We start from the raw sequence: 20,379 nt of genomic DNA, 5'->3' as shown, positions 1-20,379 counted from the left end.
ATGATCAACCTCAAGACCATCTCATACCCGCCCATTACTGACTTCGGGGTGGGTGTTCAGCCGGTCCCACACCAGCACGATCGGCGCCCTGGCCAGCTGGTGGACGCCGTCGATCAGGGCGATGAAGTCGCGCTCGCCCATGCTGCGGCGTTTGCCCTTGCGGGCCGGGTGGGTGCGCAGGCGGTGGCACAGCCGGGTCCGGGAGCCGGGCCGCATGGCGATCAGCCCGGCCACCGACAGGCGCCCCGAGCGTCGGCCGCTCACCGTCACCTTCGGCGTGCGGCCGCGGCGGCCCCAGGTGCGTCCTTTGGGCGGCCGCCGGGTGAAACCTGCCTCGTCCTCGAAGCAGATGTAGCCCCCGCAGGCCGCCCGGGCTCTTTTACCTCGGCCCAGGTCGCCTCCTTCCACGCGGTCACGGCCTGCTCGTCGCGCTCGGCGACCCGCCGCGCGGGGACCTGGGGGCTGAAGCCCAGCCGGTGCATGAGCCGCGTGGCGCCCGAGACGCTGTAGGAGACGTGGAACTTCCTGCCGATCAGCGTGGCCACCCTCGCCGCGGTCCACACCTGGTCCTCCACCCAGCCGGGCGCAGCCGGACCCTGCTCCAGATACACGGCCAGCTTCTCCAGACAGCGCGGGGACAACCGGCAACGGCCCCCGCTCGGGCCACGGGAGGCCAGAGCCTGCACACCCCCGTCCCGCCACAGCTGGTGCCACCGGTAGGCCGACTTCCGGCTCACCCGCAGGCGCCGTGCCACCTCCAGCGGCTTGATGTTCTGCTCGAACAACTCAGCCGCCTGCATCCGTACCGTCTCCCGGCGCTGACGCCCCGCAGCAGTCAGGCCGCCCCCATCCGCATACCTCACACACCACGAGAAACAGCCACCACACCGGGCCCCTCAGGGACTTCTAGAAATTTCACCCTGACGAGCCGAAGTCAGTAACGTGACAGCGTCGGCAGTTGCACTGGCTACGATCACAGGCGCCGCCGCTGAGCTGCCTCAACGCGAGAATCTCTACGCTGCAACAGCCTGTTCCCTCAAAGAAGGTCTGGCCGTCCGGCAGCACCACCCGGATCGGCAGTCCTCAGGCAGGGGCATTGCGCGATTGGGATTGGTCCGGTTCGCCGGTCTCGTGAGTGACGTGTCGTCATGTCCGTTGTGAGGCAAGGGGCCCTGGAAAGCAGAGCAGGCACGGTGCTGGTGATCATGTGGTTGTCGAGACCCATGAGAACGAGCGAGACCGTGCCTGCCCGAACATCATCGCCCATCCCTTCCGCACTGGAGCAACTGGGCTCCCCGACTGATCCCCTCGCCTCAAGCGATGCCGCTGACCTGCGGCGTTTCCTGACCCTGGTCGCCGACCCCCGCGATGCGCGAGGTCTGCGGTATCCCGCCCTCGCATTGCTGTGCGCAGCCGCCTCGGCGGTGCTGACCGGGGCCCGCTCGCTCATCGCGATCAGCGAGTGGATCGCGGATGCCCCGCAGCATGTGCTGGGCGTCCTCGGTTTCACTGCCGATCCGCTTACCGGCCTGCGGCCCGTGCCGCACGCCGCAACCGTGCGCCGCCTGCTGCAGCGTGTGGACGGCGACGCGCTCGACGCGGCGATCGGCGCGTTTCTGCAGGCCAGAACGCCGCCCCCGGCCAAGCCGGAGACGAAGGCGGGGCCAACGCAGCGGGTGATCGCGGTCGACGGCAAGGTGGTCCGCGGTTCACGGACCGCAACGGCCGCAGCGATCCAGCTGCTGGCGGCAATGGACCACCACGGCGTGGTCCTGGCCCAGCGGCAGGTCGCTTCCAAGAGCAACGAGATTCCCTCCTTCGCGCCGTTGCTGGACGGTCTCGAGCTGGAGAACACGGTGGTGACCGCCGACGCTCTGCACACCCAGCACGACCACGGGGCCTATCTGACCAGTCGCGGCGCGCACTACGTGGCCGTCGTGAAGAAGAACCATCCCGGCCTGTACACCCAGATCAGGAAGCTGCCCTGGCGGGACATCCCGCTCGGGCACAGCACTCGCGACCACGCCCACCACCGCGACGAGATCCGCCGGCTCAAAGCGGCCGCATTCAGCCACCTCGACTACCCCGGCGCCCGCCAGGCGATCCAAGTCGTCCGGTGGCGACGCGACTTGAGCACCGGGAAACTGACCATCGAGCGCGTCTACCTGATCACCAGCCTGAGCGTCTTCGACGCCACCTGCACCGAGCTCGCCACATGGATCAGAGGCCACTGGGGCATCGAGAACCTCCTGCACCACGTCCGGGACCGCACGTTCCGAGAGGACGACTCCAAGGTCCGCACCGGCACCCTGCCCCGCGCCATGGCCTCCCTGCGCAACCTCGCCATCAGCACCTTCCGCCAGGACGGCCAGACGAACATCGCCGCCGCCCTCCGCCACACCAGCCGCGACTACCACCGGCCCCTACGAACCCTCGGTCTCACATGACAAACCCAGACAGACCTCGATCACGCAATGACCCTGAGTCCTCAGCCTCACGAATTCATGGCGCCCGGTGTCGCAGTGACAGTCGGTCACATCATGAAGGAAGGGTGCTTCCGACCTGCGATGATTCAGCTTCTCTAGGACTGGATCACGTGCAGGGGAGGCACCCTTCCGGTGTCGAAGCGTACAGAGTGGGCCGATGATCTGTCGCTGTCCGCAAGCGGGAAGAAGCTGGTGGGCAAGGCGGGCATCGTGCCGGTGCGGCGTCTGGCGGACAAGGTCGGGCTGACCGACGCGCTCGGGGCTGCCCTGGTGCGGCGGGGCTTCCGTCCCGTCCATGATCGGGGAACGGTCCTGGTCTCGGCGGCCTGCGCGGTCCTGCTGGGCGCGCGGTCGATGGCCGGGATCGATGTGATGCGCCAGACCTCGCTGGTCCTGGGCAGCCCGGCCTCGGCGTCCACGCTGTGGCGGACCCTGGAGGCGATCGGACCGGTCCAGCTGACGAAGATCGCCTCCGCACGGGCCCGGACCCGTATCCACGTCCACCAGCAGCTCGACCTGCGCCCGGGCGGCTTTCCCTGGATCAAGGTCAACGGGCGGGAGCTGACCGGTGTCACGGTGCTGGACCTGGACGCCTCAGTCGTCCCGGCGCATTCCGGCAAGGAGGGAGCCGAGCCCAACTTCAAGGGATATGGCCACCACCCGCTGTTGATGTTCTGCGACAACACCGAAGAACTCCTGGTCAACCGGCTGCGGCCGGGATCGGCGGGATCCAACACCGCCGATGACCACATCTCGGTGAGTATCGAGGGCCTGCGTCAGCTGCCCACCCGCCGTCGGCGCCGGGTCCTGTTCCGCACCGACGGCGCCGGAGCCACGATGGAGTTCCTCACCTGGATCACCTCCGGCGGCGGCAACGCGGCCAACTGTCCGCGTACACCCTCATCTCCATAGCGGCGTACACCCTCACGTCCAGAGCTCTCGGCGCGTCGTAGAGACGTTCGAGGCAAGGGGCGATCACCCTTCGGTTCGTCAGCGGCCGAGCAGACGAGTCCGAAGGGTGACCGCTTCTTATGATCCTGGATCCGGAGGAATGGATGGACTTACGTAGGTTCCGTGCCCTGCATCAGGCGGGCGTGAGTATCAGCGCGATAGCCCGGGAGACCGGGCATGACTGGCGGACGGTGAAGAAGTACCTGGCCGCCGAGGGGGCGGTGGTGCCGGCGGCGCCGTCGCGCAAGGGCACCCAGCCCCGCAAGATAGCGAAGCTGGCGCCGGTGGTGGATGCTTGGCTGCGGGTCGACATCAAGTTGAAGGCCGCGGTGATCCACGAGCGGCTGGTCGATCAATACGGCTTCGAGGGGCACTACCAGCGGGTGAAGATGTATGTCGCCGAGGCCAGGCCCCGTATCCGGGTCGAACTCGGTCTGGACGAAGGCCAGTTGTTCGGACTGCACCGCCGGTTCGAGGTCGTGCCCGGGGGCCAGGCCCAGGTCGACTGGGGTGATGAGGGCGGCATCCTCGCGCATGCCGGCATCGCCAAGGTGTACTCGTTTCACATGGTCCTGTCCTATGCGCGGGACCCGTTTTGCTGCTTCACCACGTCGCAGGACCTGGCGACGTTCTTCGACTGCCACCGCCGCGCGTTCGAGCACTTCGGCGGTACTCCGGCCACGGTGGTCTACGACCGGACGAAGACCGTGGTCAAGCGGCATGTTGGGCCGGGCAAGGCGGTGCCGTTGCATCCCGAGGCGGTCGCGTTCGCCTCGTCCTACGGCTTCGACATCGACGTCCTGGCGGCCTATCGGCCCCAGGGGAAGGGACGCGTCGAAAGGCAGGTCGACATTGTCCGTGATCACGTCCTGGCGGGCCGGTCCTTCGGCTCCGTCGCGGAGATGGACGCGGCGTTCATGGCCTGGGCGCCGATCCGACGTCGGCAGGTCCACCGCACCCACAGTGAGGTGATCGGTGAGCGGGCCGTGAAGGACCGGGCCGCTCTGATCCCGCTGCCCGGGCATCCCTACCGGGTGGTCGAGCGGCACCTGCGCAGGGCCGGCAAGGACTGCCTGGTCTCCTTCGAGGGCAGCCTCTACTCGGTGCCCGCCCGCCGTATCCGTCCTGGTCAGCAGGTTGAAGTCCGGGTCGCGCAGGCCGAGATCGCCATCCACCACCTCGATGAGGCCGCGGGCAGCGACAGCCTGCTCGCGCTCCATCAGCGGGCGGACGTGCGGGGCAGCTGGGTGGTCGATGAGGCCCACTGGGATGGCCTCGCGGACGGCCACACCCGCAGCGTCACCACCGCCGACGAGCCCGACCAGCAAGACCGCCCGGACGTCACTAGGTCTGAATCCGGCTCCCTGGACGCCCTGCTGGCCCGCACCGCGGTCGCCCGCATCCCCGTCTCCCGCCGCCCGCTGGCCGACTACGACCTCGCCGCCGGCCTGACGATGCCCGGAGTGAACTGATGAGTGACCTGATCACCGCACGGATCCGCAAGCACGCCGACAAGCTGAACCTGCCCCACCTCGCGGCCAGTCTCGAGCAGCTGGCCGCCCGCGCCGACCTCGACAAGATGGGCTACCTCGACTTCCTCGATCTCGTCCTGGAAGAAGAGACCGGCGTCCGCGACGGACGGCGCTTTCGCACCGCCCTGCGTCTGTCGAAGCTGCCGCACCACAAGACCCTGGATGACTTCGACTTCGCCTTCCAGCCCGACCTCGACGTCCGCAAGGTCAAGGACCTCGCTGCCCTCTCCTTCGTCGAGGCCAAGGCCAACGCGGCCTTCATGGGTCCGCCCGGAGTAGGCAAGACACACCTCGCGGTGGGACTCGCGATAGCGGCCTGCAAGGCCGGCTTCTCCGTCTACTTCACCTCGCTGGACGACATGGTCCGCCAGCTCAAGGAAGCAGAGGCCCAGGGGCGTCTCGCGGCCAAGATGCGTACCTACCTCAAGCCCCACGTCCTGGTGGTCGATGAGGTCGGCTATCTGCCCCTGGACCGGGCCGAGGCGAACCTCGTGTTCCAGCTGGTCTCGAAAAGGTATGAGACCGGCTCGATCTTGCTGACCTCGAACAAATCGTTCAGCGAGTGGGGCCAGGTGTTCGGCGACGAGGTCTTGGCCACCGCCATCCTCGACCGGCTCCTCCACCACTGTGAGGTCATTTCGATCAACGGCCCGAGCTTCAGGCTCAAGAACCGATTCACCACTATCGAAGGAGATGACACCGTGGCATGATCCCGATGCCGACCTCTGGACGTGAGGTCGTACGCGCTTCTGTAGTTGAGGTCGTACGCGGACACCAACCGCTGGGAGTACTCCGTCGGCCACACCCGCGACGACGACTTCTGGAAGGCCCTGGCCAAGGTCCCGGCCACCGCGTGGACGCCGGCCCTGGACCACAAGGGCCAGCCGCGCAAGGACGCCGACCTCGTCGAGATCACCGACATGCTCGACCTGACCGGCTGGCCGGAAGGGATGCGGGTGATCGTTCGCCGCGAACCCATCCACCCCAAGTACGAGCGCGAGCTCAAGCCGTACGAGAAGAAGACCGACTACCGCTACCAGGCCATCGCCACCAACACCACCGGCGGGCAACTGCAGTTCCTCGACGCCCGAGCCCGCTCCCACACCCACGTCGAGGCCGGCATCCGACGCGGCAAGGCCCTCTCCCTCAACCTGATGCCCTCCCGCTACTTCAAGGTCAACCAAGCCTGGTGCACCCTCCTCGCCCTGGCCACCGACCTCGCCCGCTGGTTCCAACTCCTGGCCACCGAAGGCAAACTCGCCCGGGCCGAGCCCGCCACTCTGCGCACCCGACTCCTGGACGTCCCCGCGAAACTCGCCGACCACGCCCGAAGACGCGAGCTGAAATTCGACCCCGCCTGGCCCGCATCCACCGACATCGTCGACGCCTGGGGCGCCGTCCAGGCCCTGCCCGCCCCCGGCTGACTGCCACCCCACCGACCCCGATTCCGGAAGGAGGAGACCCGCCCCGTCCTCGGCCCGTGGAAACCGACGACCACCCGTGACGACACACGGGCCGGAACGTCACCACCACCCGAAGGACGAACCAGGACGAAACCTCAACCTCGACCGATCACCTCAAGCCGGCGCGCGCACGTGAATGATCGAGGTCAGGCCTCAAGTTCTCCCGCTCAGTGTGTTTTTCCTTCCCATGTCAGTAGGCAGGCTCCGCTGGCCATGCCGGAACCGAACGCGGTGAGCAGAATCAGGTCGCCGTGTTCGAGCGCGCCGGTCGATGCGGCGTGGTCCAAGGTGACGGGCACTGATGCACTGCCGGAGTTTCCGTAGGTTTGCACCGTCAAGTGAGTTTTTGCTTGCGTGAGTTGGGTTTCTTCCGCAAGCCGCCGGACCATTACGCCGTTGGCTTGATGGGGAATGAAGTGTTTGATGTCATCCATGGTGTATCCGTTGCGCTTCACGAGCTGCTGCAGCAGAACCGGCACGGTGGCCAGTACGAAGTCCGTAACGGGGCGCCCTTGCATCCTGAGCGTGTGCTCGTCGCTTGCAAGAGTGTCGGTCGATGCGGGCTTCCGACTTCCGCCTGCAGGAATCCTGATAAAGGCGTGGGCTTCGCCGCTGCTGCGTAACTCCACATCGTGGATACCTGGTCCTGCCGTTGGGCCGAGCACTGCGGCGCCGGCGCCGTCGGCGAGCACCACTGCCGTTGTCCTGTCTTGTGGATTGGTGAACCGTGAGTAGACATCTGAGGCAATTACCAGGGCGTATGACCCTGGTGACGTGGTGACCAGGCTTCGAGCGATTCCCAGGCCGTAGACGAAGCCGGCGCAGGCTGCATTCACGTCGAAACAGCTAGCCTTCGAAGCTCCTAGAGCATCCTGCACCAAGTAGGAGGTGGGAGGTACTGCGAAGTCCCCTGTGCTGGTTGACACGATCAGGAATGTAACGCGATCAGTGGTCAGCCTGGCTTGAGCTAATGCAGCCCTGGCGGCACGGACAGCCAGGTCGGAAGCTGCCTCGTGATCCTCAGCAAACCGACGTGTCCGGATCAGCGTCTTGTCTTCGATCAACTGCTCGGCGATGCCAATCCTAGCTGCTATCTGAGCATTGGTTACCTTCCTTTTGGGCAGGTATGAACCGGTGCCGATGATTCCGATGTTCGATGCGGTCATGTTGCGCTCCTAATTAGAACATTGCCTATTTATGCGAAGTCTCTCAGGCGGATCTTCGGGATCCCGCCAAGGCTCATTGTGGGGTGTGATCGTGTTCTGCCATGTGGCGTAGTTAGGAGCTACCATCTCTCATTTATCGAAATTATTCGCCTATGCGCTCCGTCACGATTACTCCGCAGGTCACTAAAGACGCCCCTCCTGTAATCAACCCGTCAAGCAGGGTTCTGAGGTAGCCTCGCGCATACGGCCTTTTGTGGTAAAGGGATTCACCAATGGCGCGACTCTGGCACTTTTAGTCTCTTTGATTGCCGGGCTGAGCTCGCGGAGCGTATTATTTGGCTGAATTGCGAAGCGATTCGGCCACTGTCCGGAGTGGCACCACCAGCCCGTCCAGTTGCCCCTGGCATAATCTTGCCCTAACGTCCCAGCATAACCGCCTTGGCCCCGGTTTACTTCTGACGTTGTCGCAGACATCGGGCTAGTTGGGGCGATGGTGACAGGTTCCCGCTGTCTGCCGTGGGTCCCCACACGGCGATCCTTCCAGGAAGCACCTCGAAGGTTGCTGACGCGCCGATGTCCTCCTGGTACTCGCCGTCGTGTTCCAAGGGCAAGCGCCCACCATCGATCCGCTCTATCGTGATAGTGCGTCCCCTGGCATATAGCGTGGCGGGATGCCCAATGTGGTCAGCAGTCAGCATCAGGCGGGGCACTTCCGTCGCGGCTATGCCGCTGCCTACCACACAGACGTCGAGCAGGCCGTCGTCGAGTGCCGTGTAGGGCAGTACATCAAAACGGCCGCCGCGGTAGCGTCCGCCCCCCACGTTGACCAGCAAGGTTGGCCCCTCGTACAGGGTGTGCCCATCGACGGTGACCCGGCCCGGATACGCGCGGTACGCAGCAGCCACTTCAGCGATGGCCCGGGCATAGCGCTCCCGGCCATGTCCCGGTGTGCGGCGCACCGTGATCAGCGTTTCGGCGATCATGCCGGAGCCTGCGCCCAGGTAAACACACTTCCCTGTCTCTGCCAGGCGCGCGAGATCCAGCCTACGCAGCCGGGCGCTGCCGTCCGCCCCCGCGTCGGCCAGAACAGCTTTGAGAGATACGGTCCAAGGACGCTCTCCCCATAGCATCTTGTAGCCAGAGTTTCCGGTGCCGCCGGGGACTACAGCGAGGCTTGCCCGGGGCACGGGGCCCTCCAGCGCTTGTACCACCTCACACACTGTGCCGTCGCCCCCGATGACAACTACCAGGTCAACGCGGTGAGGGCCTTCAAGTGCGTGGCGAACGAAGGTCGTCGCATCCCCAGAGGACGTCGTGAAGTGCACCTTGGCGTACTGCGTCCGCGAGACGCACATCTCGTGCACGTCCTGCACCAGCCGGGGGCTGTGGCTGCCAGAGGCCGGGTTGGCCACGACGAGAACCCGACGGGACGGGTCGTGAATGCTTTCGGCCATGGTGGGCGTACTCCTCGGATGTAGTTGTGGCAGATTCCGGATCGCAGAGCGCGCGGCTGGTGTGCGTGACTGGTTGGAATCGCTATTGAGCAATCCGACCTCTGGACGGCGATATCCCAAAGCGGAGAAAGGCTACGGCCGCCCGGCCGACGTCGCGGAGTTTTGGTGTCTTCGGAACCCAATAGGGCGCCGGGACCTTCTTCAGGCACCCGGAAGTGTTGCTAAGAATCTGCTGGTCGGTCCCCGAACGGCTGCTGCACAGTTGCACGATGGACGAAGGGAGTGTCGGAGCATGGACGATGGTCCTGGCGGAGATCGGTGCGGATGCGTCTCGCTTCCGCTTAGCCTCGTGGGCTGGAACGTGTCCGGGCAATCACGAATCCCCCGCAAGCCCCGGCCCGGGATCCATGGTTGAAGAACGTGCTCGGCCTTCCCGCGACCGCCGCCGCACGCAGCATGAACCTGGCGCCCCGCTACAAACACATCGCGATCCGCCGTGGCAAGAAGCGTGCCCCGGTGGCTGTGGGCTATACCATCCTGACCTCGATCTGGCACATGCTCACCAACGACGCCGAATAAAGTGCAACCGCGGAGCGGACTACTTCCTCCAGCAAACCGGCCGAGCGCGCTAGACCCGGCGCCTGGTCAACCAGCTCAACGTGCTCGGCTATCAAGTGCCCCTCCAATCAGCAGAATCAGGGTGATTGCGGGGAGGTTAGATGTTTGAATCAGGCTTCCACTGCATTTCGTGTTCCGGCCTCACCGAGGAGCATGACCAGGATCCGGTCAGGGCACTAGCCTTGCCCCTGGGTTTCTCAGCAGGATGCTGATTGCGTGCCAGCCGCTGGTCCAACTCATGCAACGTCTCGGCCGCCTTCTGGGCGACCTCCTCGTCGTCTGGTGCCTTGATGATCTCTTCCAAGCACTGCACGAGTGACTTCTGCAGTGCCTCGGTGGATTCCCGTCGTTCCGCCATGGTCCGCTCCTCGGCATGGTCCGGATGCAGTGAAGCATTTTCAGAAAGCGTTGCAGGCGCGAAAGATGTGTGCAAAGGATGACAGGGAGGCGGGGCCGTCGAACGCCACGTACTCGGGGATCTGCTCCTGCGGTCCCCATTTCTTTTTATATGACAGCTGGGTCTGAGCTGGGTACAGCGCGGCGCCTTCCGCGAACAGGGTCTGCAGCAGCCATTGGAAGGCTGGGCTGTGTCCTTCGACCTCATGACCTGCGTCCAAACCAGTGAAGGGGGTGAAGCCGAAGTGCAGCCAATTCGCGCCCTCAGACCGGAGGGTTTCGATGGCTTGGGCGTTGATCGCCTCCATCAGCCCGGGGGATCCGCCGGGAACGCGTCGGCTCAGATCGTGCATCCAGCCTGCTCTGCTGCCGTAGACAGGTGAGTACGAGATGTACGCCACCGGATCGTGGTCGATGGTCCCGACGAACAGTCGACGCAACGCTTGCACCGAGCCACCGATCTGGCCCACCAGGAATTCAAGGGGCCGCGCACCGCCCTTGGAGCCTAGCCAGGCGGTGTCGATCCGGGCGAGCGCATCGCGGACATCATCGACTGCAACTTCCTGGATCTGTAGGCCGTTGTGGTGTGCCCGGGAGATCTTGTTGCGTAGTTGCATGAACCGGCTGCCGCTCAGGGTGAACTCTGACAGGTGTATGGCCCACGAGGCCCCGAGCTGGTTGACCGTGAAGCCACGCCGCGCGTACGTGTGGGCATCGTAAGTCTGCAACTGTACGGCCACCAGCTTATGGCCCCGGTCTCGGACATGTTGGGCGAAGGCATCCAGAAGTGCGTCGTACGCCTCCACAGCCGAGAAAGGGCCGCCGAACTGTACCACATGCCGACCCGTAGTGCGGTAGATGACCACGCCGTCGAGACCTGGGGTGGTAAAGAATTTATTTCCTTTGTTCAGGGCCAGGAATGAACTCGGGTTGTCGGCCACGGTATGCCGGCGGACGGCGTCGAGCACCCGATCAAGAAGCGCGGGTGATTGAGTCACGATCTGCTCCCATTCGGACCAACGGCACGCCTGCAGTACAGCAGCCAAAAATGCGTCAGGGAAGGGGGGGTAAGAAGATTGCAGATACGGTCAGAGAACTGCCAGGTGACTATCAGGCTCATGTCAGCGCGGGGTCAGGGGGTGTTGGTACGGTACTCCTCGTGAACGGCTCCGAGAGTTTGGGCCCGGGATCACGGAGAGGTGCCCGGAGTGGTTTATCGGGGTGCGATATGCATGTATCGCACGGGCTCACTGGCCCGCGCAGGTTCGAATCCTGCCCTCTCCGTCAATGTCCACTTACGGCCATTGCTTCCTTTTCGTAAATATAGGACATAGATGGCGGCCTGCTGTCCTTATGATGGGCTAGATGAAACCCTAGATCGCATGACAGTCAGGGGACTGAGAATGCCGTTTTATAGCACCTCGAGCAGGGGCGGGGCGAGAATTCGGGAAGAAGAACTTATCAGTTACAAGCTCTATGTCGCGGGAAAGGACATCGACGGCGATGCCTGGGTGTACACCGTCAGCTCCCGTTCCCTCTTGGAGGACGTGTTCACCAGCGTCAGCCTCAAGCGGGAACTCGAACGCGACCCCAAGTCACCGGCCGCACACCACCCTTACGTCGTGGGACGCTGCGCAGTGGCCTCCGCTGCCGCCATTAGCCTGGCCTCCAAGGCCGCCGCAGAGGCAGCGCCCGCCTGGGGGACCCATCCACTGCAGCAGCGGATGCGACTGGGCACCCGGTTCCGTGAGGAGCTCCTGGCCCGCCAGGACGAGTTCCTCCGGATGCTGGTGGCTGAGGCACATCCCGTCAAGCTCGCTCGCTGGGAGCTTAGTTGCCTGCTACAGGTGTTCAGTGAGGAGAGCCTCGGCTGGTATCGAGCTCAGATGCATACTGTGTTCCACCACGGGGGCCGCCAACTCATCGTGCGACGTGTCCCCGACGGGGTGGTCGCCTTCAACCCGCCGCAGAATGCCCCCGCGACGAGCGCAGCCCTGGCCGTGCTCGCTCTCATGGCAGGCAACTCTGTCGTGGTCCGCGCGCCCCGCTCGATCGCCTTGAGCACCATGTGGCTGATCCGAGACGTGGTGGCGCCCCTCCTCGAGGAGATTGGCGCACCTCTCGGCGTCCTCAACGCGATCTGTAGCAACCCCAAGCAGACCCTGGACCGTTGGCTCGCCGACCCGTTGATCAATGACGTCTTCTATATCGGCGGCAGCGCGGAAGGGCTGCGCTTCGAGCAGCGTTGCGTGGCCGCAGGCAAGAAGCCCATCCTGGAACTCGCCGGCAACGACACCATCGTCGTGTGGCGCGACGCGGACGTGTCAAAGGCCGCCCAGGCGCTGTGCGAGGCGTTCTATGGCTCGGGCCAGATCTGCATGGTGCCCAACTGCGCCCTCGTCCACCCCGCCGTCGCGGACACGTTGATCAACGAGGTGCGGGAGCAAGCCGCCCGAGTGCGGTCCGGCTACCCAGACGACCCAGACGTGCTGCTCTCCCCGGTACGCCGGAGCGAGCGCTTCTTCGGTCTGCTGAGCCAGGCCCTGCAGCAGGGAGCCGAACTCGTCACCGGCGGGGGTCGTACCGAGGTCGACGGTACTTTGTCGTCATCCGGGGTCTTTCTCCAGCCGACCGTGGTCCGGGTGGATGGTATAGCCAACGCCCGCACCTACGATGTCGTAGCCGAGGAGACGTTCTTCCCTCTGCTGCCGATAGTGGTTGCCGAACCCGGAGACGACGCCGACCTCCTTGAACGTTTTATCCGCTTCGTTAACAGCAACGCCTACGGGCTGCGCAACTCACTTTGGGCTGCCTCGGAACAGATCATCGACACCTTCATCAGCCGCGTCACCAACGGCGGGTTACTGAAGGTCAACGACTCTCATATCGGCTTTCTGCCCTACCTGCCTAGCCACGGTGGCACCGGCCTGACCGGCGGCGCCTTCGGTGAGGCCAACTACCCGATACTCAAAACCTCGCACCTACAGGGCGTGAGTATCGCCCGCGACATCAACCCGGTAGACGCGGTCTTCGACTGCTAACAGGCGACGGCACTCGGCATCCGCACAGGAAACTCCCCTCCGGACAAGACCTCCGAAGTACCCGTGAAGGACCTCATCATGCGTTCCCTTGACAGCGCCCGAGCCCTCTGCGAACGAGCCCACCCAGGACTGCTCAAAGCTCTTGAAGATGTCCCGTACGACCGCCGGGAGGCCGCCGGCAGCCCGATTATCGACCTCTTCCGCTCCCATGGCGGGCCGGGGCTGCTCATTCCTCGCGAGTACGGTGGCCGTGGCGCCGACGCCCTGGAGGCGATCAGCGTTCAGAGGGCCTTGGGGGCGATCTCCCCGTCGGTCGCGGCCGCGGCCGTTATGCACCACTTCACCGCCGCGATGCTGTTCGCGCTCGCCGTCCAGCCCGGCCGACTTACCGGCGCGCAACGGGAGGTGTTGAGCAAGATTGCCCCCGACCGACAGCTCATGGCTTCAGGATGGGCCGAGGGCAACACGCAACAGAACATCCTCGTCCCCTCAATGCAAGCCACCCCCACAGCGGGGGGCTTCCTACTCAACGGGGCGAAGAAGCCGTGCAGCCTGTCTCGGTCTATGGATTTACTCACCGCTAGCATCGCCGTACCTGGCGGGAACGGAAGCCCGGAACTGGCGCTCGCTCTGGTGCCGTTGCCCGCGAGCGGCCTGTCGGTGCATCCCTTCTGGGGCAACGAGACCCTTGCCGCTGCCGAGAGCGACGAGGTCCGGCTGACTGATGTGTTCGTACCAGAGGAACTGGTGATCCGTACCAGCCCTGAGGACCCTGGACGGCTCGACGACCTGCAGGTCACCGGTTTCATCTGGTTCGAGCTGCTGATCTCCGCCGGCTACGTTGGCGCCGTCACCGCCCTCGGGGAGCGGGTGCTGGAGCGCAAGCGCGGTACTGCCGCCGAACGCTCGGACCTAGCCGTGAAAATCGATGCCGCCTTTGGGCTATTGGAGGGCACCGCCCGTGCGGTGGATTCAGGGGCGGCTGGCGAGGGAGCAGTCGCTCAGGTGCTCATCGCCCGGTACACCGTGCAGGACTTGCTCTCCCGGTCGGCCAGTCAAGCACTGGAACTCCTCGGCGGGATCGACTTCATCCGATCCGGCGAGCACGCCCGACTCGCCACGGCAGCACGTGCGCTCGCCTTTCACCCGCCAGGGCGCGCCGCTGCCGCACAGCCGCTGCTCACCTGGATCACCGGTGGCCACCTGGAGCTGTCATGACTGCGCTTGACCTCGGCATGACAGCCTCGGCACCGAACCCCACCGAAGAGCATGTTCTCGGTCTCTACCGCACCCATTTGAGCAAGGGCCGGGCCACCTTGGCCGAGCTGTTCGGCGCTCACATGGAGGTCGAGTCCCAGGGCGCCTGGCTCACGACACGCGACGGTAAACGCTTCCTCAATGCGGGCGGCTACGGCGTCTTCATCATGGGAGCCAGACACCCGGTCGTCATGGAATCCGTTGAACGGCAGCTGCGCAATCACCCAGTCGCCACCCGTATCCTCCTGGAACCCACCGCCGCCCTCGCCGCGGAGGCCGTGGCGTCCGTGACCCCGCCAGAGCTGGAGCGGGTGCACTTCTCGCTGTCCGGCGCGGAGGCGGTGGAGACTGGTCTGAAACTTGCCCGGGCGAACGGTTTCAAGCGCACCGTTGCTATGACCGGCGGCTACCACGGCAAGACACTCGGCGCGCTGTCAGCCACCGCCAACGAGGTCTACCAGCGCCCCTTCAAACCTCTAATGCCCGATTTTGTTCACCTCCCCTACGGCGACGCGAGTGCCCTGGAAGCGGAGCTGGCCGCCCACCCGGGCAAGGTCTGCGTAGTTGTGGAGCCGGTGCAGGGTGAGGGCGGCGTCATCATCCCGCCGCAGGGCTATCTAAAGCAGGTCGAGGAACTGGTACGCGCCTACGAGCAGTTCCTCATCCTGGACGAGATTCAGTCAGGGTTCGGTCGCCTAGGCGTCTGGTGGGGCGCTGACAGAGAGGGCGTCGTACCTGATGTGCTGCTCACCGGGAAAGCGCTCGGTGGGGGGGTGGTGCCGGTGTCGGCGGCGGTAGCCACACGCAAGGCATATCGCCCCTTCGACAAAGACCCATACTTGCATACTTCCACATTTTCCGCGCAACCGCTGCTGATGGCCGCCGTTCAGGGCGCGATCCGGGCCATGCACCAGGAGCGACTGGTCACGCGGGCGCGGGACCTGGGCTCGATGCTGCTGCCCCGAATCGCCGAAGTCGCCCGCCGTAACATCCCCGACCTGCTGGTGGACGTACGGGGCCAGGGCCTGCTCATCGGTGTGGAGCTCACTGAGGCTGGCCTTGCCGGAGAACTACTCATCGAACTGTTCAACCACCGCGTGATCGCCAATCATTCGATGAACGGCAGTTCTGTCGTCCGGTTCACGCCACCAGCAGTTCTGACCGATCAGGGCGTGGATGTGCTTGTGGACTCCTTCGACAAGGCCACCCGCGCACTCGTCAGCGACCAGGCCTCTCTCCCAGAAGGGCGGTAGGCGGCTGTGCGGCACGTTCACCTGAACGCCCGGGTACCTTCGCATGCGGCAGCGGAGGTCTTCGAGAACATACTGCGCTGGGAGCGCTACCCCGATCTGGCTCCGCATGTGGAGACCGTCACCGTACACACCGGGTACCCGAAGGAGGAGGGGAGCTCCAGCTGGAAACTGCACTTCCGCAGCGGTCTGCTGAGCTGGGGAGAAAAGGAGAGCTTCCTACCCGAGCGGCTTGAGATCCACTTCGAGCAGACGGACGGGGACTTCGACTCCTTCGCCGGTTCGTGGCACCTCGCCCAAGAGGGCGAAGACGTCCTGGTCCACTTCGCAGCCGACTTTGACTTCGGCATCCCGAGCCTGGAAAGCATCCTCGACCCCATTGCCGACCGAGTGATCAGAGAGACCGTTGCATGGGCCCTCACAGGCATGTTTCCTGCCACAGAGCTCTCAGAGGACGACGACCTCGGCGGTTCCGCTCCCAAGACCGCAGCCAGTACGTAGGAGATCCCCATGGACCAGGCCAACCCCTTCGAGACCCCCCGAACCTTCGCCCTGCACCGTGCCGAGTATCTGGCTGGGCTGGCCGTAACCACCGGCCTGCTCATCGCTCACTCCGATGAGGTTCGTTGGGTGCCGGCGATCATCCTGTTCCTCTACATCGACCTGATCGGCTACATCCCCGGCGCTGTGGCTTTCCGGCGAAGCGGCGGTCGCCCGATACCCAAGGCGTATTACGTGCTCTACAACGTAATGCACAGCCTCCTCACCCAGGGGGCAGTCGCCGCACTGTGGTGCTGGCTCGTGACGCCGGAGTGGGCGCTGCTCGCACTGCCGCTCCACCTTTTTGCCGACCGGGGCCTGTTTGGCAACTTCCTGAAACCGTTCACACTCCCCTTCGAGCCGGTGCGGCAGGTCGGCTACCTGAGGCTGCTCGACGACCTAGGCTTGCCCCACCCCAAGCAGAGCAAGCACACTAGCGACCTGGTGCCGGTCGGGCACATCCCCTCCAGCACCCGGGCAGTCCGATGAATCCCTCGCCGGGGTGCCGCACCCACGAACTGCTCGCTCAATACCTCGCCGCACCGGTAGCTGTTCTGACGGTCCACCACGACGGTCATTCGCACGGCACCACGGTCAGCTCTCTGGCCCGGGTTTCCCACCGGCCGTTGCTGGTCGCGGCCGCACTGCGGGCCGGCTCCGTACTGGCCTCACTCGCCGCGGCCGAGGGCCGGTTCGCAGTCAATGTTCTGGGCAGCACCCAGGTGAGCCTCGCCCGCTGGTTCGCCTCCGCCGCCCGCCTCCGAGGAACTGGTCAGTTCGCCGCCCTCGACTGTCATCGCGACCCGTATACCGGGGCCCCGCTCTTCGAGGGGGCACTCGCCCACTTCGCATGTCGGTTGTCCGGCAGCCATGTGGTCGGGGACCACGAGGTTCTAGTCGGCCGGGTGGTCCACGCAGACACCGGCGGCGGCACCCCGCTGCTGAGTTATGCGGGTGAACTGTGCGCAGGCGAGCTGCGGCCGAGCGCAGCCCTGGCGACGGGCGCCTACCCGGTACTTGCTCTCTCCCGTGATCCCAAGGAGACGTCTCGATGACTGCTCACACCCTGACCGTGACCACAGCGGCAGGAGGCGTACTGGAAATCGCCCCGGCCTACTCGACGGTGCCGTGCATCTTTTCCCTCGGGCCGGACTAGCCCGGCCGGGGACGCTGAGACGTCGCGGCCCGCCATGTGACCGTCCCAGGGAGCACTACCGGTGAACTTTGGCCGCCGTCTGCTCTGGCTTCCTCTCCGGCCTCCCCTGGAGGGCCGCCACGTCATTAGTCCGGATGTGAAAATCGGCTGACACCCGCCGACCCGCCCCTCCCGCCGCACCGCCTCAAGGAGCTGCAATGGAAAACGCGTTCAGCGCCCTCAAGGACATTCTCGTCAGCAAACTCAAGGTGGAACCCGAGCACGTGACTCCCGACGCAACGCCGAGTGAGGTAGAGCTGGACTCGCTCGCCGCAGCGGAGCTCGCGGTGGTCCTGGAAACGGAGTTCGGCATCGCCGTGACTGATGCCGAACTCCTCGCCACGGAGAACATCGGTGCGATGGCCAGCCTCATCGAGCAGCGAGGTACAGCCGTGTGACGGCCATTGTCGACACATCGGTCACCGGGGCCAAAGTTGGAGCCGTTGCTGCTGCCAGGGGCACGGTCAAGTTTGACTGAATGTCAGATGATCAACAAGGCATACGTCGACGGAACCTCGCCTGCGGCATCACGATTCAGCACTTCAGTGAGGGCGCCGTCATCTCTGAAGCAGCGGGGCTGGTCAAGGGGCTGTCTCGTCCGTTCTTCTCCGTGTTTCGGGTGTGTGAGGGCAGCGTTGGGCCGGGGCCGCGGGGTCAAGAGGGTCAGCTGCCTTTGGGGCGCGGTCGGAGGGCCGGGTATGGGGTTGTGGTGTGTGCCCCATTGGTGGTGTTCGCGGGTGGGCAGGCGCGGCTGCCGGTCATCTCTGCGCGAAACCGCGCTCTTTGTCCTTGTCTGGAGGGAGCGGGTCCTCGTCATGGGGCGGTTCGCGACGGCCGACGGGATCGATCAACTTAGCGGCCGCGCCACTCAGGGGATGAGGGCCAGACAACGCGCGATCACGCGCCGGCCGTGTTCCGGCCTGCTCACGCCGCCGTCTTCGCCAGGGCGCGGACTTTGCCCCCGCTGGCGACTCCGTTGCTGAATTGCCTGCGGCGGCCTGGGTCTGTTCGGCATGATCGTTGGTGCGGTCGTTCTGTCTGCCCTGGCCGCGGGAGGTCGGTGTGGTGTCCATGCGGCCTGGGGGCCTGCCGCCCATTCCGGAACAGACGGTGCGTACGGCTCGTGCGGCTTTTCCCAGGGGAAGCCTTCCTATGCGGGTCCGTGACCACCTTGCCGAGGTCTTCGATGACGCGTTGTTCGCCGAGGCGTTTCCCGGTCGTGGCGCTCCTGCTCAGTCCCCGGCCCTGCTCGCCCTGGTGACGGTGCTGCAGTTCACCGAGAACCTCACCGACCGGCAGGCCGCGGACGCGGCGCGGGACCGGCTGTCGTGGAAGTACGCCCTGGGCGCTGAGTTGTCCGATACCGGCTTCGACTTCTGCGCGTTGTCGAGGTTCCGTTCTCGGCTGGCCGGCGACGGGATGGAACGGGTGCTCTTCGACCGGCTGTTGGAGCACTGCCGGGAGGCCGGGCTGGTCAAGGCCGGTGGCAAGCAGCGCACCGACTCCACCCATGTGATCAGCGCGGTCCGTGACCTGAACCGCACCGAGCTGGCCGGGGAGAGTGTGCGGGCGGCGCTGGAGGCACTGGCGGTGGCGGCGCCGTCCTGGCTGGCCGGAGTGATCGACGTCGCCGAGTTCGCCGAACGCTACGGGCCGCGCGTCGATGGCTGGACGATGCCGTCGTCGAAGACCAAGCGGGAGCGACTCGCCCAGATATTCGGCCAGGACGCGCTGGTCCTGTGTCGGGCTGCCTGGTCCGACCGTGCCCCGGCATGGATCCGTGAGATCGAGGCGGTCGCCCTGCTGAGGAAGGTCCTCGTGCAGACATACACCGTCCGCCTCGATGCCCGGGGACGGGAGGTGGTCAGCAAGCGGGACGCCGACAATGACGGTGTCCCGCCCGGCAGTACCCGCCTGGCCTCCCCCTACGACCCCGACGCCCGCTGGTCCGCCAAGGGTGATGACCTCTTCTGGTGCGGCTACAAGATCCATCTCACCGAGACCTGTCACGCTCCGGCCGAAGCCGAAGCCGAAGCCGAAGCCGAAGCCGAAGCCGAAGCCGAAGCCGAAGCCGAAGCCGAAGCCGAAGCCGAAGCCGAAGCCTGTCTCCGTGCCCTGGCACCGAACCTGATCACCGACGTGCACACCACCGACGCCACCGTGCCCGATGTGAAGGCGACCGAGCCGATCCAGAAGAACCTCACCGAGCGCGAGGTGACGCCCGCCGAGCACTATCTCGACTCCGGCTACCCCTCAGCCGACCTGATCACTGCCGCCGCCGGGCAGGGCATCACCATGGTCACTCCACTCCTGGGCGACCACTCGCCCCAGGCCAGGACCGCCGAGGGCTTCGACAAGAGCGCCTTCCGTATCGACTGGAAGGCCCGTCAGGTCCGCTGCCCCGAGGGCTCCACCAGTGCCGGCTGGTATCCGGTCACCCAGCACGGCCGTGACGCCATCGTGATCGACTTCGCCCGCGCCGACTGCCGCCCCTGTCCTTCACGGGACAAGTGCACCAGCTCCGTCCGCGGCACCCGCATGCTCACCCTGCAGCCCCGCGAACTCCACGAACGCACCGCCACGGCCCGTGCCGAGCAGGACACCGAATCCTGGAGAGCCAAGTACGCCCTCCGCGCGGGTGTCGAGGGCACCGTCAACCAGGCCCTCGACGTCACCGGCATCCGCCGGGCCCGCTACCGCGGCCTGCCGAAAGTCCGAGTCCAGCACGCCTTCTCCGCCACCGCGCTCAACGTGGTCCGGCTCGACGCCTGGTGGACCACCAACCCACTACACAAACCCCGCACCAGCAGACTCGAGCGCCTCAACTGCCGACTCGCCAGCTGACGAGTTCAGCAACGGAGTCGTGCAGGGCGTAGTAGACGAGCGTGAGCAGTTTGGGGGCCGTGGCGGTCTTGGCCGCGTTGCGGGCCTTGGGACCGCGGCGTTCGGTGATCCTGGAGCCTTTCCAACTTGGGCGCTGTTCGGGTGACGTGGTCCAGTCCCGTAACAGGCGAGGCCCTCGGACTGTTG

20 protein-coding genes and 1 pseudogene are annotated in these 20,379 nt (G+C 65.4%); 15 read left to right on the top strand and 6 right to left on the bottom strand.

The genetic code is table 11. From position 1 onward, the window contains the following. Positions 1 to 21: 21 nt before the first annotated feature. Positions 22 to 264 carry a hypothetical protein gene (locus ABIE67_RS01355; RefSeq protein ID WP_370252149.1) on the bottom strand — a complete coding sequence of 81 codons (243 nt, stop codon included), beginning with the start codon at positions 262 to 264 and terminating at the stop codon, positions 22 to 24. A 2-nt stretch (positions 265 to 266) separates the two neighbouring features. After that, positions 267 to 839, bottom strand: a complete 573-nt coding sequence (locus ABIE67_RS01350) for a winged helix-turn-helix domain-containing protein (RefSeq protein WP_370268037.1) — start codon at positions 837 to 839, stop codon at positions 267 to 269. A gap of 384 nt (positions 840 to 1,223) precedes the next feature. Here ABIE67_RS01350 and ABIE67_RS01345 point away from each other — a divergent pair, with 384 nt between their 5' ends. From ABIE67_RS01345 to ABIE67_RS01325, 5 genes are all read left to right on the top strand, one after another. Then, positions 1,224 to 2,447 (top strand): ISAs1 family transposase, encoded by a 1,224-nt coding sequence (locus ABIE67_RS01345; protein ID WP_370252144.1) that lies wholly within the window; start codon positions 1,224 to 1,226, stop codon positions 2,445 to 2,447. Between the two features lie 171 nt (positions 2,448 to 2,618). Then, positions 2,619 to 3,398, top strand: coding sequence for a transposase (locus ABIE67_RS01340; RefSeq protein ID WP_370252139.1), 780 nt, complete (start codon positions 2,619 to 2,621; stop codon positions 3,396 to 3,398). Between the two features lie 143 nt (positions 3,399 to 3,541). Further along, positions 3,542 to 4,909 (top strand): IS21 family transposase, encoded by a 1,368-nt coding sequence (istA, locus tag ABIE67_RS01335; protein WP_370252136.1) that lies wholly within the window; start codon positions 3,542 to 3,544, stop codon positions 4,907 to 4,909. Continuing rightward, on the top strand, positions 4,909 to 5,679 hold the full coding sequence (gene istB, locus ABIE67_RS01330; RefSeq protein WP_370252131.1) for an IS21-like element helper ATPase IstB: 771 nt from the start codon (positions 4,909 to 4,911) through the stop codon (positions 5,677 to 5,679). The genes istA and istB overlap by 1 nt, the downstream gene beginning before the upstream one ends. 45 nt (positions 5,680 to 5,724) lie before the next feature. Next, positions 5,725 to 6,393 carry a transposase gene (locus tag ABIE67_RS01325; protein ID WP_370252125.1) on the top strand — a complete coding sequence of 223 codons (669 nt, stop codon included), beginning with the start codon at positions 5,725 to 5,727 and terminating at the stop codon, positions 6,391 to 6,393. 206 nt (positions 6,394 to 6,599) lie between these two features. Here ABIE67_RS01325 and ABIE67_RS01320 read toward each other — a convergent pair whose 3' ends face one another. Further along, complete coding sequence (locus tag ABIE67_RS01320; RefSeq protein ID WP_370252118.1) at positions 6,600 to 7,598, bottom strand: 3-oxoacyl-ACP synthase III family protein; 999 nt, start codon at positions 7,596 to 7,598, stop codon at positions 6,600 to 6,602. Positions 7,599 to 8,047: 449 nt separating this feature from the next. After that, positions 8,048 to 9,052, bottom strand: coding sequence for a diacylglycerol kinase family protein (locus ABIE67_RS01315; protein WP_370252113.1), 1,005 nt, complete (start codon positions 9,050 to 9,052; stop codon positions 8,048 to 8,050). A 411-nt stretch (positions 9,053 to 9,463) separates the two neighbouring features. Between ABIE67_RS01315 and ABIE67_RS01310 the strand changes: the two genes are divergently transcribed. After that, entirely contained in the window at positions 9,464 to 9,631 is a 168-nt protein-coding gene (locus tag ABIE67_RS01310) for a hypothetical protein (protein ID WP_370252111.1), read from the top strand. Positions 9,632 to 9,767: 136 nt separating this feature from the next. Here ABIE67_RS01310 and ABIE67_RS01305 read toward each other — a convergent pair whose 3' ends face one another. Both ABIE67_RS01305 and ABIE67_RS01300 read right to left on the bottom strand, forming a co-directional pair. Further along, on the bottom strand, positions 9,768 to 10,028 hold the full coding sequence (locus ABIE67_RS01305) for a hypothetical protein (RefSeq protein WP_370252109.1): 261 nt from the start codon (positions 10,026 to 10,028) through the stop codon (positions 9,768 to 9,770). Between the two features lie 40 nt (positions 10,029 to 10,068). Then, positions 10,069 to 11,064: a bifunctional lysylphosphatidylglycerol flippase/synthetase MprF gene (locus ABIE67_RS01300; RefSeq protein ID WP_370252107.1), complete on the bottom strand. Its 996-nt coding sequence runs from the start codon at positions 11,062 to 11,064 to the stop codon at positions 10,069 to 10,071. A gap of 195 nt (positions 11,065 to 11,259) precedes the next feature. Between ABIE67_RS01300 and ABIE67_RS01295 the strand changes: the two are divergent. The 9 genes and pseudogenes from ABIE67_RS01295 to ABIE67_RS01255 all read left to right on the top strand — a co-directional run bounded on the left by ABIE67_RS01295 (position 11,260) and on the right by ABIE67_RS01255 (position 20,193). Next, positions 11,260 to 11,350, top strand: a pseudogene (locus ABIE67_RS01295). A gap of 119 nt (positions 11,351 to 11,469) precedes the next feature. Next, positions 11,470 to 13,107 (top strand): aldehyde dehydrogenase, encoded by a 1,638-nt coding sequence (locus ABIE67_RS01290; RefSeq protein WP_370268033.1) that lies wholly within the window; start codon positions 11,470 to 11,472, stop codon positions 13,105 to 13,107. Between the two features lie 63 nt (positions 13,108 to 13,170). After that, complete coding sequence (locus tag ABIE67_RS01285; protein WP_370252103.1) at positions 13,171 to 14,325, top strand: acyl-CoA dehydrogenase family protein; 1,155 nt, start codon at positions 13,171 to 13,173, stop codon at positions 14,323 to 14,325. After that, positions 14,322 to 15,617 (top strand): aspartate aminotransferase family protein, encoded by a 1,296-nt coding sequence (locus ABIE67_RS01280; protein WP_370252101.1) that lies wholly within the window; start codon positions 14,322 to 14,324, stop codon positions 15,615 to 15,617. Before ABIE67_RS01285 ends, ABIE67_RS01280 begins: the two co-directional genes overlap by 4 nt. A 6-nt stretch (positions 15,618 to 15,623) precedes the next feature. After that, entirely contained in the window at positions 15,624 to 16,115 is a 492-nt protein-coding gene (locus ABIE67_RS01275) for a type II toxin-antitoxin system RatA family toxin (RefSeq protein WP_370252099.1), read from the top strand. Positions 16,116 to 16,124: 9 nt separating this feature from the next. Further along, a complete protein-coding gene (locus ABIE67_RS01270; protein ID WP_370252097.1) occupies positions 16,125 to 16,643 on the top strand; it encodes a hypothetical protein in 519 nt (172 codons plus the stop codon). Further along, the gene (locus ABIE67_RS01265; RefSeq protein ID WP_370252095.1) at positions 16,640 to 17,209 is read left to right on the top strand and encodes a flavin reductase family protein; all 570 of its coding nucleotides are present in this window, start codon (positions 16,640 to 16,642) and stop codon (positions 17,207 to 17,209) included. The genes ABIE67_RS01270 and ABIE67_RS01265 overlap by 4 nt, the downstream gene beginning before the upstream one ends. Positions 17,210 to 17,507: 298 nt before the next feature. After that, the gene (locus tag ABIE67_RS01260; protein WP_370252093.1) at positions 17,508 to 17,747 is read left to right on the top strand and encodes an acyl carrier protein; all 240 of its coding nucleotides are present in this window, start codon (positions 17,508 to 17,510) and stop codon (positions 17,745 to 17,747) included. 754 nt (positions 17,748 to 18,501) lie between these two features. Beyond that, positions 18,502 to 20,193 (top strand): transposase, encoded by a 1,692-nt coding sequence (locus ABIE67_RS01255; RefSeq protein WP_370252091.1) that lies wholly within the window; start codon positions 18,502 to 18,504, stop codon positions 20,191 to 20,193. Positions 20,194 to 20,379: the final 186 nt, after the last annotated feature.

Source organism: Streptomyces sp. V4I8, from assembly GCF_041261225.1.
Classification (GTDB): Bacteria; Actinomycetota; Actinomycetes; order Streptomycetales; family Streptomycetaceae; genus Streptomyces.
Note: the sequence above shows the minus strand (reverse complement) of the source record. Positions and strands in the feature narration are given on the sequence as shown.